This window comes from Selenomonas sp. oral taxon 126, from assembly GCF_001683335.1.
Classification (GTDB): domain Bacteria; phylum Bacillota; class Negativicutes; order Selenomonadales; family Selenomonadaceae; genus Centipeda.
Genome location: NZ_CP016201.1, coordinates 696493 through 711259, shown reverse-complemented (window position 1 = coordinate 711259; position 14767 = coordinate 696493). Strand labels below are relative to the sequence as shown.

Annotated in this window: 17 protein-coding genes; 13 read left to right on the top strand and 4 right to left on the bottom strand. The window is 56.8% G+C overall.

Annotation, left to right across the window (positions count from 1 at the left end; all coding sequences use genetic code 11):
• Positions 1–185 (top strand): hypothetical protein (locus tag AXF19_RS14685; RefSeq protein WP_442983837.1); only part of this gene is annotated, 185 nt, incomplete at its 5' end.
• A 143-nt stretch (positions 186–328) separates the two neighbouring features.
• On the top strand, positions 329–922 hold the full coding sequence (locus AXF19_RS03060; protein WP_066844838.1) for a type IV toxin-antitoxin system AbiEi family antitoxin domain-containing protein: 594 nt from the start codon (positions 329–331) through the stop codon (positions 920–922).
• Between the two features lie 144 nt (positions 923–1066).
• Here the strand turns inward: AXF19_RS03060 and AXF19_RS15020 are convergent, their stop codons facing one another.
• On the bottom strand, positions 1067–1192 hold the full coding sequence (locus AXF19_RS15020) for a secretion protein HlyD (protein WP_084784852.1): 126 nt from the start codon (positions 1190–1192) through the stop codon (positions 1067–1069).
• Positions 1193–1257: 65 nt separating this feature from the next.
• On the opposite strand from AXF19_RS15020, the gene AXF19_RS03050 reads away from it, so the two are divergent.
• Positions 1258–1932, top strand: coding sequence for a nucleotidyl transferase AbiEii/AbiGii toxin family protein (locus tag AXF19_RS03050; protein WP_237141727.1), 675 nt, complete (start codon positions 1258–1260; stop codon positions 1930–1932).
• Positions 1933–1982: 50 nt separating this feature from the next.
• Here the strand turns inward: AXF19_RS03050 and AXF19_RS03045 are convergent, their stop codons facing one another.
• Complete coding sequence (locus tag AXF19_RS03045; RefSeq protein WP_066844833.1) at positions 1983–2429, bottom strand: hypothetical protein; 447 nt, start codon at positions 2427–2429, stop codon at positions 1983–1985.
• A gap of 81 nt (positions 2430–2510) precedes the next feature.
• On the opposite strand from AXF19_RS03045, the gene AXF19_RS03040 reads away from it, so the two are divergent.
• The 4 genes from AXF19_RS03040 to AXF19_RS03025 all read left to right on the top strand — a co-directional run bounded on the left by AXF19_RS03040 (position 2511) and on the right by AXF19_RS03025 (position 5517).
• A complete protein-coding gene (locus AXF19_RS03040) occupies positions 2511–3812 on the top strand; it encodes a serine/threonine protein kinase (protein WP_066844828.1) in 1302 nt (433 codons plus the stop codon).
• Positions 3813–3916: 104 nt separating this feature from the next.
• A complete protein-coding gene (locus AXF19_RS03035; protein ID WP_084784749.1) occupies positions 3917–4609 on the top strand; it encodes a zinc-ribbon domain-containing protein in 693 nt (230 codons plus the stop codon).
• Positions 4610–4791: 182 nt separating this feature from the next.
• On the top strand, positions 4792–5274 hold the full coding sequence (locus AXF19_RS03030; RefSeq protein WP_237141675.1) for a hypothetical protein: 483 nt from the start codon (positions 4792–4794) through the stop codon (positions 5272–5274).
• 45 nt (positions 5275–5319) lie between these two features.
• Entirely contained in the window at positions 5320–5517 is a 198-nt protein-coding gene (locus tag AXF19_RS03025) for a hypothetical protein (RefSeq protein WP_066844819.1), read from the top strand.
• A gap of 108 nt (positions 5518–5625) precedes the next feature.
• Here AXF19_RS03025 and AXF19_RS03020 read toward each other — a convergent pair whose 3' ends face one another.
• A complete protein-coding gene (locus AXF19_RS03020; protein ID WP_066844816.1) occupies positions 5626–5901 on the bottom strand; it encodes a GNAT family N-acetyltransferase in 276 nt (91 codons plus the stop codon).
• The gene (locus AXF19_RS03015; RefSeq protein WP_237141674.1) at positions 5898–6350 is read right to left on the bottom strand and encodes a DUF4303 domain-containing protein; all 453 of its coding nucleotides are present in this window, start codon (positions 6348–6350) and stop codon (positions 5898–5900) included. Before AXF19_RS03015 ends, AXF19_RS03020 begins: the two co-directional genes overlap by 4 nt.
• 295 nt (positions 6351–6645) lie before the next feature.
• On the opposite strand from AXF19_RS03015, the gene AXF19_RS03010 reads away from it, so the two are divergent.
• The 6 genes from AXF19_RS03010 (at position 6646) to AXF19_RS02985 (ending at position 14710) form a co-directional block, all read left to right on the top strand.
• Positions 6646–7587: a LysR family transcriptional regulator gene (locus AXF19_RS03010; protein ID WP_066844811.1), complete on the top strand. Its 942-nt coding sequence runs from the start codon at positions 6646–6648 to the stop codon at positions 7585–7587.
• On the top strand, positions 7550–9163 hold the full coding sequence (locus AXF19_RS03005) for a nitrogenase component 1 (RefSeq protein WP_066844809.1): 1614 nt from the start codon (positions 7550–7552) through the stop codon (positions 9161–9163). Before AXF19_RS03010 ends, AXF19_RS03005 begins: the two co-directional genes overlap by 38 nt.
• A 250-nt stretch (positions 9164–9413) precedes the next feature.
• Entirely contained in the window at positions 9414–11633 is a 2220-nt protein-coding gene (locus AXF19_RS03000) for a TonB-dependent receptor (RefSeq protein WP_066844807.1), read from the top strand.
• Positions 11634–11857: 224 nt separating this feature from the next.
• Positions 11858–12925, top strand: coding sequence for an ABC transporter substrate-binding protein (locus AXF19_RS02995; RefSeq protein ID WP_157092468.1), 1068 nt, complete (start codon positions 11858–11860; stop codon positions 12923–12925).
• The gene (locus tag AXF19_RS02990; protein WP_237141673.1) at positions 12918–13946 is read left to right on the top strand and encodes a FecCD family ABC transporter permease; all 1029 of its coding nucleotides are present in this window, start codon (positions 12918–12920) and stop codon (positions 13944–13946) included. Before AXF19_RS02995 ends, AXF19_RS02990 begins: the two co-directional genes overlap by 8 nt.
• Positions 13943–14710, top strand: coding sequence for an ABC transporter ATP-binding protein (locus AXF19_RS02985; protein ID WP_066844801.1), 768 nt, complete (start codon positions 13943–13945; stop codon positions 14708–14710). Before AXF19_RS02990 ends, AXF19_RS02985 begins: the two co-directional genes overlap by 4 nt.
• The last annotated feature ends 57 nt before the right edge of the window (positions 14711–14767 follow it).

The following is a 14767-nucleotide window of genomic DNA, read 5'->3' as shown; positions in this document are numbered from 1 at the left end:
TTCGTAATTTATGCAAGTTGGGAGTTCCCCTTGAAACAGCCTACAAAGCAGGAAACTGCCGGAGAGGTTGTTGGTGGACAAGCAACACGGTGGCGGTCAAGATGGCAATGACAAAAGAAAGACTGATACGCTTCGGCTTTTATGATTTAGCCGAGGCATATCAGTCTGTACACGCAACCTATTGAAACCGCCGTGTACCGAACGGTACGCACGGTGGTGTGAGAGGACGGCGGCTAATCACCGTCTCCTACTCGATATCCAAAAGAAAAATACTTTTCTTTCATGCTAATTTCGCATATAGTATTAGCATGAAAGGAAGGTGAGCGTCGTGAGTCAATTTGAACAGCTGGATCATCTGCTGGAAAATCAGGGCGGGTTACTGCGCACCGGACAGGTTATTGCTGCTGGAATCTCAAAAACAGTTTTTTATCAATTTGTGCAGTCTCGCGGGCTGGAACAGGCGGCACATGGGATTTATCTTTCCAAAGATGCCTGGGTGGATTCCATGTACCTTTTACATCTGCGCTGCCCGCAGGCGGTTTTTTCCCATGAAACGGCGTTGTTTTTCCATGACCTGACTGACCGGGAGCCCTTGGAATATTCCGTCACAGTCAAAACGGGCTACAATCCCACGCGCCTTAAGAATGAGGGCATGCAGGTCTTTACGATTAAGGCGGAGCTGCACGAGGTTGGCCTGATTACCAGGCAGACACCTTTTGGGCACAATGTGCCGGTCTATGATATGGAGCGAACGGTTTGTGATGTGCTTCGTAGGCGGAACCAAATCGAGGTGCAGAACTTCCAGGGAGCTTTGAAGGCATATGTCAGGCGAAAGGATAAAGATCTTCGCACGCTGATACGCTATGCAAAGCTGTTCCGGGTCGAGAAAATTTTACGGCAATATTTAGAGGTGCTCTTATGATTAGAACGGCGAGGCAGCTGAAAGATTTGATTCGCAGCCTTACTAGGAAAAATGCTGCGGATGCACAGAGCCTGATGCGAAACTATATGATGGAGCGGTTCCTGGAACGCATTTCTCTCTCAGCTTATTGCGATCAATTCATCCTTAAGGAAGCACTGATAAATTCAGCACCGCCATCTTGACGCATCTTTTTTGCCCGCACTGTGTCGGCAAATCCTCCACATAGCCCTTGCTATGCGTCCGGTTTGCCTCCTTGTTCGGACGAAAAATCTACGCCAATCTGACGGACTTCATTTTATCAGCGATTCCTTAAAGGTGGTATGCTGGTGGCGGCAATGGTTGGGCTAGACGCTCGCTCCACGATGGACATGGATGCGACCATCAAGGGGGTCAACGTCAATGTAGAGGACGTGGAGAACATGATGACCGAGATCATCGCTGTTCCCCTTGATGACGGTGTTACCTTTCAAGTGAAAAGCATCTCAGAGATCATGGATGAGGCAGAATATCCGGGCATACGGGTCACAATGACAGCGCTCTTTGATGGGGTGCGCACCCCTCTGAAAATCGATATCTCCACAGGCGATGCCATTACCCCCAAGGAGGTAAAGTACAGTTTCAAACTCATGCTGGAAGATCGGTCACTTGATGTGTGGGCCTACAATCTCGAAACTGTGCTGGCGGAAAAGTTAGAGACCATCATCACGCGCACCACGACGAATACCCGTATGAGGGATTTTTACGACATTGCCATTCTACAACAGATCTACGGCATCACTCTAGACCCGCACATTCTCCATGATGCTCTTCCGGCGACAGCCCGCAAGCGCGACACCGAGCGTCATCTGGCCGAGGCCGCCGAAGTCTTTGACGAAGTGGAAAGCAGCCCGGTCATGCAGAACCTGTGGGTGGCCTACCAGAAAAAGTTTTCGTATGCGTCCGACCTTAATTGGAGTACTGTCATGGCTGCGGTGCGCCAACTGTTCTCACGCTACGAGGGCATGGTATAAAACCTGGGCACTATTTTAAATCTGACGGACTTCATTTTATCAGCGATTCCTTAAGACAGCTCCTCCCCTACGTTCAGCAGGGTCAGTTCCGACATCTTTTGGAGCATGAGGTTCGTGTCAAGCACGCTCATGTGGTGCTCGAGCGCGTACCACAGGATGCTGTCGCGCGGATTGCGGACGTAGAGTTGCTCCGCTCCCGCGTAGTAGAGGAGATATTGCGTCTCCTCCGGTGTCAGCTTCATGGCGAGGGCGAGGGAAATGACCTTGTTTCGCGCAGGTTGTTTTTTGCGTCCGGCGAATATATGATAAGCGTAGATGCGCTCCAAGAGGGAATCTCGTACGACATCCTTTTTGATCAGGCGTTTTTCCTTCAGAAGATGATGCAGATATTCTGCCAGCGTATATTGGCGGAAGTCCTTCCGATTGTCCACGAGAAACCCCTCTATACCGGAGGCTAGGTGTAAATCGTTCTTCAGTTCCTCGGTGCTTTTCGGCATGGTGCTGCGCTCCTATAAAAATTGATTCATCACCCTGGTCCATAGGATAATACGACACAGAAAAGAAAGCAAGGTGATTTCTTGGATGCCAAGATAAGTGCATATTTCGAAGAGTCTTTTCAGAGGATTCGGCTGCTCAAATCCGGCGATAAGGGAGACGTGTGGCTGGCGTCCGAGCAATCGGGGCGCTTGGTCGTGCTGAAATGCATCGCTTTGACGGAGCTTCCTTATAGGCTCCTCAAAGGCAAGGATTACCCATTGATCCCGCGCATTCTGCATTGCGTCGAGGATGACGGCGAGACAGTCGTCGTGGAAGAATATGTGCAGGGCGAATCCCTGCTTGATCGCATTGGTCGCAAGGCGTATCTTTCGGAGCATGAGGCAGAGAGCGTTCTCCTGCAGCTATGTGAAGGGCTTGTTCCGATTCATGAACAGGGCATCATTCACCGTGACATCAAGCCGTCCAACCTTATCCTGCAACGCGGCTGCGTCATTCGCCTCATCGACTTCGATGCCGCCCGCACATTCAAGGAGCACAGCAGCGAGGACACGATGTATCTCGGCACCAAGGGCTACGCCCCGCCGGAGCAATTCGGCTATGGGCAGACGGACGCAAGGAGCGACATTTACGCCATCGGTGTAACCATGCGAAAATCACTGCCGGAGGAGTACTGCGGCTATCTCGCCCCCATATTTGCTAAATGTATGGAAATCGATCCGAACAGACGCTATCGGGACGTGCAGGAACTTCGGCGTGCGGTGATCTTGCGCAGGACTTGGGCAAAATGGGGCAGGATGGCACTGCTGACGCTGGCAATCGCATCTGTCGCAGCATTTTGTTTCCTGCCAAGGCACGACGTAGAAAATACGCTGCCGAGCGTTCCCGTAGCTGAGCCGAAAGACGATGCACCAGTTGTCCGACGACCAAGTGCGGCGGAAGAAAGTCCGTCTGAGCCAACGCCCGAAAAATCTGCTGATAGGCTTGCGGCGCAATCATTTGCTCCATCAGATGTCGAGCCGGAACAGGAAATAGCAGAGCCCGCTTCCTCGACCGAGTTATCTGCGCACGACAGCGACATGCCGTCTGTCGTCAAACAGGAAGAGACAAACGCCGTGGAGAATGTCGATGCGTTTATGGAAGCGTTCAAAGATGATCCGGAAAAACTCGCCTATTGGCAGACCAGAAATGCTGTCCTCTCTACAACCTTTGATCTTTCCGAGGAGGAACGGCTTGATGATATGAAACGGATCGAATTGGGAAATCGGGTGAATGCTTTTATAAAAAATCTGCCGACGACAATGACGCAGGAGGAGCGCAACCAAGCGATTGACGATTTCGCAGCCGAGCAGAGGAGACTGTTGGGGATAAAGGATTGGCCGTGACAGCACGGGCACAAAAGATTATTTCTCCAGTTACCTCTCGGGGAACCAAGACTTATGCATTTTTTGATACAATGTAGAAACTATTTTTCTATAATGAAAGGTGGATGAAAATGGCTAAGTTTTGCGTAAACTGCGGCACAAAATACGAAGAGGGAGCCAAGTTCTGTTCAGGATGCGGAGCACGGCTTGAAAACAAATCCGGAGTCATTGCGTTAGACGATTCTCCCTTACCCTCGCATGAACAGCATATGCCCGCACCTGCTCAAAACGCACCGGTAACTGAACCCCCATACGCATCCAGTGCTCCCCCGGATGCTATTATCCTGAAATCCTCTGCGCCTATTCCCAGTAAGATAGGATGGACAAAGTGGGGCTATATTGCAGGTCTTTTATTGCTCGCTGCAGGTGGATTTGGGATAATAATATTACTGGTTGTACTTATGATTTCTGGTTTTCAGATATCTTTTCATAAAGATAAAATGAGAAGAATGAAGTTCAAGTTTGTAAACAACGTAAGCAACGATGATATATACAATAAATTGTCTCCTATACTCACACAAAAATATGGCGATAAAATTGAATTTGACCAGGAGGGTGATACTTTATCCGTTCACTACAACAGTATCATATACGACATTAACATAGAAGAAGACAGTACCTTTACTATTTGGTGGAGGAGATCAATAGCGGGGGCATTCTTTTCATTCAATGAATGGAAAGAATACAAAAAAATTCGCATAGGAACTGCTATGGTAGCTTATGAACTTCAAAAAGCCTTCAATGTATGTAAACTTTGATCATGATAGCTGATGATGGATTTTTTATCGTTATTATAGCGGGAGCTATGTCTTGGAGTTTTGGGTAAAATCCACAGGGGAGATCTATCTTATCGTTGCAAAAATGCGCGATTAAGCGATAGGTACATATCATCTTCCTAGTTGATTATGTAAGAATGATGAAGAAGTTATGCGGTTTTTTGATGCTTCTGTGTCTGTTTGCATTTGTCCCTACAGCTTCGGCGGCAATATATCCGGATTATTGGCGGAATGATACGAACTTCCCGCTCGTGTGGGGTCACATGGGGACTGCCCAGTATATGGACAAGACATCGCTTGTCGTCCAGAGGTATGATCCTCCGAACTATGTCATTGCCGTGAATGTCATTACCGTCTATGGTGCAGATTCCGGTAACACGGAGATCGCACGTGTAGATACATTCCGCTATTACTATAACTATGAGAATACAGGGATGTATACGATTGGTGACAATGAGGCGCGCCACTATATCAAACCGACAGGCAGCAATGCCGAATCGGGCTTAGTCATGTACGTTGGCGAGGCCGCCTTTTATACGGCGTATCATATGAAATTCTACGGCGCACAAAATTGGAATTTCGGATCGTTTTACTCCAAAGTATTTGATGATGATTTTTATGCACGCGTGAATGGTGCGCGAGAATAAAAATTATTTCATACATTTAAGACAAGTGAGGAAGGAGCGACCAGCATGAAGTCGGCGTGGGAGCAGTTCAAAGAGGAACTCCGTGCAGAGGAACGGGCAGAGGGAATAGAGATCGGTGAGGAAAAGGCATACCTCTCGTCCATTCGGGCAGTGATGACGAATTTTCAGCTGACGGCAGAGAAGGCGATGGATATGCTTTCCATTCCGAAGACGAAGCAGGGACATTATAAGGCGATGCTCTGAGATTATTCATAGCGAAAAGGCGTTTATAGCGTCACTGTTTATTTCTCCGAACCAAACGAAAGCTGCACGAAGGTTAAATGCCTCCGTGCGGCTTTTTGTGTGCGGCGCTCAGTCGGCGAGTACGTCCGCGTATGCTGCTTTTCCCTGCATCATCTTCGCTGCGTAGGAGCAGAGCGGAACGATCTTCGCGCCGTCACGCCGCGCCGCCGCAATGACCTCCTCGATCAGGCGGCGTGCGATGCCCTGCCCGCCGTAGGCGGGATCGACCTCCGTATGCGTGATGACCCGGCGCCCGTCCTCGTCCTCGATCTCTGCAAATCCGACGCATTTTTCGCCGTCATACGCTGCAGAGCGGCGCGCCCCGGCTTCCCATACGATGTTCATGCCAATGCTCCTTTCACACCTGCTCTTGCAAGCGCATCTGCGGGATCCTCGTCATGGTCGATGCAGAACGAGATAAAGTCCGCTGTTTTCGGTATGCGTTTGAACACGTCCGTTTCGCGAAATGCCGCCAGAATCTCATCACAGAGTTGGAGAAGCTCGGCGCATTGGCGTTCGATATCGTCCTGATATTGCGCGGCAAGTTCGTCCTCACTGAACAATTCGATCTCCGAGATATCCGTATGCTCCCAATCGCCGGGATTGTAGCGGAGATCCCTTATGGACGCCGCATCCGTGCAGTAGCGCTTGTCGTCCTCCTGATAGTCCCGCAGTGTCTGCTCGAAATCGTCCGCTGTGTTCATACAGACCAGAAACTCGGCGTATTCGGTATTGCAGTCAAATGCCAATGCGTAAAATTCCATCTGGGGATGCTCGTTTAGAAAAATTTCCATATCGGCAGAAATCTGCGCTACAATTTCTTCTTTTTTCATGCTTCGTCACCTCGCTGGAATTATTATACCATAGCCGGGCAAAAAGGGCTGCCGCTGTGCAAGGGAAAGCATGTAGAGGGTTATGAGGTAGAGTTCGAAGGGGGAAAGCCAAAGCAGTAATCGTCAGCAGATGATGCAAGAGGCGTAGGGAGCGATTCCTGCGCCTTTTTTGTGTGCGCAGGTCGGTCTGCGCTCCGCTTGAAAACGTATGCCGTATGACGTATGATAGGAGAAGCCCGAGAGGAGGTGGAGGCGGATGGAACTCAAGATATTCACCACGTTCAGGACGATTGTGCGCACGGGCAGTTTTACAAAGGCGGCGCGGCTGCTGAGCTATACGCCGTCCACGATCACATTTCACGTGGCACAGCTCGAAAAACTCGCGGGCGTCCCTCTCTTTGAGAAAAACGGGCGGCGCATGGTACTCACGAAGGCGGGGGAGGCGCTGGTTCCCTATGTGGATGAGGTGCTTGCCGCGACGAAGAAAATCAGGAATTTCCAATACGGCGTCGCCGCCTATCAGGGGACGCTCACAATCGGTGCGCCGGAGTCGCTGCTGTGCTTTCGTCTGCCGCCGCTCCTGCGCATCCTGCACGCGCACGCGCCACGCGTGGATCTGCGTCTGCGCTCGCTGACGAGCCGCGATGTTGTGGCGGCGCTTGCTGACGGACAGCTTGATATCGGCTTTGCCTACAGTGTGCAGGGGCGGGATAAGGAGAGCCTCACATTTTGGAAGTTGGAGGAGATTCCGCTGCATTTTTACACATCCCCGCGCGTTGCCGTCTGGTGTCCCGACTTTCGCGCGCGGGATATGCTGATCGATGAGATCCCTCTTGTCACCATGCCGCATCCGGGCGAGGTGAGGGAGGTCGTCGATGCCTATTTGCGGCAGCAGGGCATTTCCTTTGCGAATACGATTGAGCTGCGCAGTACGCAGACGATCATCAATCTGATTGAAAACGATATGGGGGCGGCGCTCCTGCCCCCCTTTGCCGTGGGTGAGCGCGTCGCGCAGGGGCGGCTCGTGCGGGTGTCTGCGGATCCGCAGGGCGTGACTGCGTTCTACGGGGTGCACCGGCGGAAATGGCGCAGTCCCGTGATGAATCTCTTCCTCGATATACTCGCGGAGGAGCGGGGTGCAGATCGGACGGAGGTGGACGATGGAGCGGGTTCTCGCGGAGGAGATACGGGACTTTGATACGAGCCTTGACCGTCTGTGGGCGCGGCAGGATCTCATCGTGCTCGCGACGGGCACGCTTCTCTGCCTGCGGTCGCTCTATCGGCGCGCGCAGCGGATCGGTGCGCTGGGGCGATTCCGCTATGCCGTGCTGCGCGCGGAGGACTATGTGCTCGGCACGGCAGAGGAGGAGATACGGCGCAGTGTGCGCGCGGCGGCAGCGCTGCCCGGCGCACGGGTCATCGTGCTCTATCTGTCGTGCCTCGACATTCTGACACGCCCCGACTTCGCCGATATGGAGCAGCGGCTCTCCGCTGAGACGGGCTGCATCGTCCGCTGCTTTTTTCGGGGGCCACTGGCAAAGGCGGACGGCATCACACACGAGACGGCGGAGGACATCCTCGCCGCGCTCCCGCCCGCAGTGGGCGCGGTGACGGCACGCGCGCCGCTGCCGCCGCCGATGAGCGATGTCGCGGGTGCTGCGGACTTCCTCCATGCAGATGGGGCGGCAACGGTGCTCGTTACGCCGTCGGGCTGCCGCAATGCGCTCGCGCGCATGGATCTGCTGCCCGCGCACACGGATGTCTATGCACTGATACCAAAGGCGGAGGACTACATCTTCGGGATGGAGGACACGGCGGCGGAGGAGGTTGGTGCGCTTGCGGCAAAGGGGCAGCACCGTGAGATACGAGTGCTCACCTCGCCCGTACCCGCCTTTATGGCGATGGCGGCAGAGCCTGTCCTCGCTGCGGCGGAGGCGTACGACTGTCATGCTGAGGCGTGCCCGATGGACGGCTTTCGCGATGCGTATGCGGGCGCTGCGGGTGTGGAGCGCGCGATGGCAGAGGAGGCTGCGTCCATGTGGCGGGAGCAGGGGCGCACGGTTCTCCTGCTCGGGTACAGTCCGCTCCTCTGCGGGGATGCTGCCCAGCTCACACAGGCGTGCGCCGATCTCGCCGCCTCCGGCTATGTGCTCACAGGGCTTCGTGATACAGGGGGAGCGCAGCCCGCCCTCATCTGGCTCCTGTCCGCGGCCGGTATCCCTGCGGCAACGTGGCTGCATGAGCACTGCGGCATCCCAATCGTACGCGCGCTGCCGCTCGGCTCTGTGGGATGGGCGGCGTGGCGGGCAGAACTCTCTGCGTGCGGCGTGATGCCCGCGCCACGCGCGCATAGGGGGGAGATGCCTCCCGTGTGTACCGTAACAGCGGCACATCGTATCCTCATCGTCGCCGATCCGATCGCTGCGTCTGCCGTCCGCCGTCTGCTCACATCGCACGGCTGTTCATCTCCCGTCTGCGCCGCCTATGCGTGGTCGGAGGAGACGGCGGCGCTCTATCGCGCGGCGGGCACGGAGGGGCTGCACATCGTCTGCACGGCGGAGGAGCTGCGCCCCCTGTGGGAGGCGGCGGACATTGTCATCGCAGACCCCGCCCTCTGCTCTGCGATGGGGGACAAGGTTCTCCTGCCTCTCCCGTCGGGACTTTTCTCAGGGCGGGACGCGGCGGGAGCGGGCAGCGGTGTGCTCGGTGCGAATTTTGCAGCGCGGTTGGAGGAGTTTTTTGGAAACCTCGATTCTTCAAAAATATTGAACTAGTATTTTGAATTTATCCGATTGTACTCAATTATGGAATGTGATACTCTCCCCTATGAATTTAGGAATCACTGATAAAATGAAGTCTGTCAGATTGGTGCAGATTTTTTGTCCTATCAAGGAGACAAACCGGACGCATAGCAAAGGCTATGTGGAGGATCGAGGGCGCAGAGAGGGCGAAAAAGATACGCCAAGATGGCAGTGCTGAATTTATCAGTGCTTCCTTTACTATTGATACAAAGGATGGTTCAGAATGACAAGGAAGAAAATGCTCACAGCTCTCGTACTCGCATGCCTTTCGAGCGGGAGCATGGCAAGCGCTGCAGAGGATGCGGCAGCAGAGATGCAGGATACGGCGCAGGCGGTTGACAGCTACGATCTGCCGGCGGTCACGGTGATGGGGACGCGTTCGCCTGCCCCTGCCCCTGCGGCGGAGCGTGCCGCCCTGCCCGGCGGATTCCAGGCGGATCAGACGACATTTGGTCTGCTGGGGGATCGGGATCTCATGAATGTGCCGTATACGGCGCAGAGCCTCACGACGAAGAATTTCGATACCTTTGCCGCGCCGTCGGGCGATGTGAATCAGGTGCTCGCAAATGTGCCGTCCCTGCGCGTCGGCACATCTCTCATCAAGACGGACTTCTCCGCGCGCGGCATGCTCGCCAACGGCTCGGCGATGTACCTGAACAATGTGCCGGGCTTCTTCATCATGGCGGCGGGGCCTGTGACGAATACGATCGCACGCGCCGATGTCATGGTCGGCCCGGCGGCGACGCTCTCGGGCTCGGTGCAGTCCTACAACGGGCCGGATGGCGGACAGCCGGTCTCGGTCTATCTCTATACGAAGCGCCCGGAGAGCGGGGATTTTACGCGCTATCGGCAGACCGTCGGCGGCTACGGACACTACGGCAGCTACATTGACGTGAACCGCAGCGGGCTCGGCGACGGCACGTTCGGCGTGCGCGTCTACGGCGAGCACAGTGAGGGGAATTTTGCCGTCAGCGGTGCGGGGCGTCAAAAGAACAATATTTTCATCGATGTCAGCCGCGAGACGCCGCAGAGCAGTACGAATCTCTTCGGCGGCTACTATAAGGACCGCCTGCGCGGGACGGAGCGGCGCTTTAACATTCAACGCACCGCGCGGCAGGTGCCGGGGGCGCCCGATGCGAGCCGCAGCTACGACGATCCGAATCTCATGCACAGCGACTGGGACGGCTATCAGATCACGCTGAACCACGAACAGCGGATCAATCCCACAACGAAGCTCTTTCTCAATGCGGGCACGAACGACATGACGAATCGCCGCTTCATCTACTGGTCGCAGATCACGATCGACGGCGACGGCAATCTGCGCGGCAATCGCGTCTGGTCGCAGTATTTTTACCTCAAGAGCCGCTATGGGCAGATCGGCGCGAATCATAAATTCCGCACGGGGGCGGCAGAGCATGATGTGACGCTTGCCGTTGACCGCTCGTGGCGCGTCCAGTACAACAACACGCGGCGCGACAATCCGAACGATCACGTGACGGGCAATATCTACAGCGGCATCATCTATCGGCCGTCCATCTACAGCTACGACATCTCCGCCGGTCTTGGGCAGAGATTCCAGTATCAGGAGATGGACACGAGCGTCAACCTGATGGACAATGTGAAGATCGGGAAATGGAATCTTCTCGCCGCCGTGACGCGCCGCCACGGGAACTATCGCGGCAGTGCGGCGGGCAGTCAGATCTCCGATACGCAGTATGCGCCGACGTTCGGCGTGACCTACGCACCAACAGATCGACTCTCGGTCTACGGGGCATATGCGCGCTCCACAACGCGTGGGCAGGTTGTCGGCAGCGGCTATGACAACGAGGGGACGATTCTCCCCTCTGTGAAGGTGACGCAGAAGGAGCTTGGCGTCAAGTACAAGTTCGGCAATATGTACGCTGCGCTCGCGTATTTCGACGTAAACCAGCCGAACTATATCGATGTTGCGACGGGGGCGTCGACGAAGGCATATCGCCTCGACGGCGAGAACCGCTATCGCGGTGTGGATCTCAGCATTACGGGGATGGCGGCGCCGAAGTGGAACGTGTTCGGCGGGATTCAGTACCTTCACGCGCGCCAGCAGCATACGGCGGGCGGCACGAACGACGGACTGCCGACGGACAGCTCCGCACCGTGGAGTGCGGTCATCGGGTTCGAGTATATGCCGAACGAGGATTGGAGCATCACGGGACGCATGAACTACGTCTCGCGCGGCACGATCATCGGCTCGAACCGCCGCGAGCTCTCCGTGCCGTCCTCGGCGGTGTTCGATCTCTTTGCGAGCTATCGGACGAAGGTCGGCAAGACGCCCGTCTCGCTGCAGGCGTCGATCTACAACGTGTTCGACCGCAGCTATTGGATTCTCCAGCCGGGACAGGGGAGCAAGCTCCTCCTCTCGATGCCGCGCACGTTCATGCTCTCCGCGACGTTTGAGCTCTGAGAATGGGGCGGTACTCTCGGAGCGCCCCTATCGTCACGCCGTTGAAAGCCTCCCCCGTGCGACACGGGGGAGGGGGACCGCGTGAGCGGTGGTAGGGGCGCCTTGAGCGTCTGGACAAGACAAACAAAGAGCTGTTGCACGGTCAAAATGACTTCGTGCAACAGCTCTGTATTGCTTTTTCTGCGCGAATGGGGCTGCGCAGAGGTGGGAAAAGGAGGAACTCCATGATACAACCTATGACACGCAGACTGCTGGCGTTGCTGCTCGTCCTGTGCACGGCGCTCGCGCTTGCGGGCTGCGGTGAGAAGCAGACGGTATCGCACGAGGAGCGCGTGGTGACGGATACGACGGGGCGCGCGGTGAAGCTGCCCGCCGAGGTGAAGAGCCTCGCCATCGTTCCGATTCCGTGGGCATCGGTCGTCTACGCTGTGGACGGCACGGGCGCGCGCGTTGCGGGCATGCACCCGTCGGCGAAGGCGGCATACGCGAACTCCATGCTGAAGACGCTGTCGCCCGAGATGGAGAACGCCTCGACGGATTTTGTCGGACAGGATTTCGCCATCCACATGGAGGAGCTCGGCAAGCTGAACCCGAGCGCGATCATCGTCTGGAACTATCAGGAGGACGAGATTGCACAGCTCGAAAAGCTGAACGTCCCGACCATCGCGCTCAAATACGGCACGATGGAGGATCTGCAAAACGGCATCCGCGTCATCGGGCAGGTGCTTGGCAAGGAGGAGCGCGCCGCGTCCCTCGTGCAGTTCCAGCAGGACACGATGGCGTACTTCGACGGGAAAAAGGCGGCGCTCGCCGATACGCCGAAGCCGAAGGTGCTCTACCTGCGTGACGGCGATCTGAAGGTCGCGGGCGGCGCTGCGGTGAATACAATGATGATCGAGACGGCGGGCGGCGTGAATGTGGCGAAGGACGTGCAGGGGCAGTGGACGCCCGTGACGATGGAGCAGGTCGCGGCGTGGGATCCCGACGTCATCATCCTCAGCAATTTCGCTCCGATTCAGCCCGCCGACCTCTATGAGGACAAACTCGCGGGGCAGAACTGGAAGAACATTGCCGCCGTGCGCGAGGGGCGCGTCTACAAAGCACCGCTCGGACTCTACCGCTGGGATGCGCCCAGTGTCGAGACGCCGCTCATGATCAAGTGGCTTGCGCAGAAGCTGCACCCCGCTGTCTTTGCGGACTATGTGCTAAAGGACGATCTGCGCGCGTTCTATGAGAAATTCTTCTCCTATCAGCTGACGGACGCGGATCTGAAGGAAATCCTCCATGAGTGAGGCGGGCATGAAGGGGCGCAGTCCTATCCTTTGGTGCGTGCTCGGTGCGGCGCTCATCGCGGTATTTTTCCTCTCGCTCGGCGTGGGGCGGTTCGCGATTGCGCCGGGCGCGGTCTGGGACATCCTCGTCAGTGCCGCCCTCGGCAGTCCCGCGCATGATATGGCATCGACGGTCGTGCTCGAGCTGCGTCTGCCGCGCACCCTGCTCGCAATGCTCGTCGGCGCGGGACTCGCGCTCTCGGGTGCGGTCTATCAGGGCATTTTCCGCAATCCGCTCGTCAGCCCCGACGTGCTCGGCGTGTCGAGCGGGGCGGGCTTCGGCGCGGTGCTCGGCATCCTCCTCTGGGGGACGGGGAGCGGCACGTCCGTCATCGCCTTTGTCTGCGGCATGGCGAGCGTCGGACTGGCGTACTACTTTTCGCGCAGCCGTGGCTCCGTGTCGATGATGTCGCTCGTCCTCTCGGGCATCATCATCTCGTCCATCTTCTCGGCGCTCATCTCGCTCGTGAAATACGCCGCCGACCCCTATGACAAGCTGCCCGCCATCACGTACTGGCTCATGGGCAGCCTCGGAAAGGCGGACTTTGACCGTCTGCAGGTCATCGCGCTGCCGATGCTCGCGGCGGGGGCGCTCCTGCTCGCAATGCGCTGGCGCATCAACATCCTCTCGCTCGGTGAGGAGGAGGCGCGCTCGCTCGGCGTGAATCCCGCGCGTATCCGCAACATCGCCATCATCGCCGCGACCGTCCTCACGGCGCTCTCGGTGACGGCGTGCGGCATCGTCGGTTGGGTCGGCCTCGTCATCCCGCATATGTGCCGCCGCATCGTCGGCGTCGATCACGCGCGGCTGCTGCCGGCGGCGTGCCTTGTGGGCGCGATTTTCCTCGCGCTCGTGGACATCTGCGCGCGCAGCCTCCTCGCCGCAGAGCTGCCCATCGGCATTCTCACGGCACTCCTCGGCGCGCCCTTCTTCGCATTCCTGCTGAAGCGCACGCGGGAGAAACAGGGGGATTGGTCATGATTGCGGTGAAAAATGCCGCCTTTTCCTACGACGGTGTGAACGAACTCTTCTCCGATCTCAGCTTCTCCGTTGCGCCGGGCGAGATCCTCACCATCCTCGGGCGTAACGGCATCGGTAAGACCACCTTCCTCCGCTGTCTGCTCGGCATCCTGCCGTGGACGCGCGGGGAGTGCCACGTAGATGGGAAAGTCCCTGTGCCCGAGGCGGTCAGTGAGGTGATCGGCTATGTGCCGCAGAGTCACGCGCCCGCCTTCCCGTACACTGTGTTCGAGATGGTCATGATGGGACGCGCACGGCGCATCGGACTGTTCCGCACACCGTCTGCGGCGGATCGCGCACGCGTTGCGGAGCTGCTCGACCTCGTCGGCGTCCTGCCTCTCGCGGATCGCGCTGCAACGGAACTCAGCGGCGGACAGCTGCAGATGGTCTACATCGCCCGCGCACTCGCGAGCGAGCCGAAACTCATGATTCTCGACGAGCCGGAGGCGCATCTGGACTTTCACAATCAGATGATCGTCCTGCGCCTCCTCCACCGCCTCTCACGGGAGCAGGGCATGACCATCGTCATGAATACGCATTCGCCCGAGAACGCGCTCAAGATCTCGGACAAGAGCCTGCTCATGCGGCGCGGGGAATATCTCTTCGGCACGACGGCGGAACTCCTCTCCGAGGAGAACCTCAGCCGCTACTACGACATCGACTGCCGCATTACCGAGACGCGCGTCGGCGATACCGTGCATCGGGGATTGCTGACACTGCTCTGAGCGCATAGAGAAACTGCCGCACGAGAGTCAAACGCCCTCGTGCGGCAGTCTTTTTAC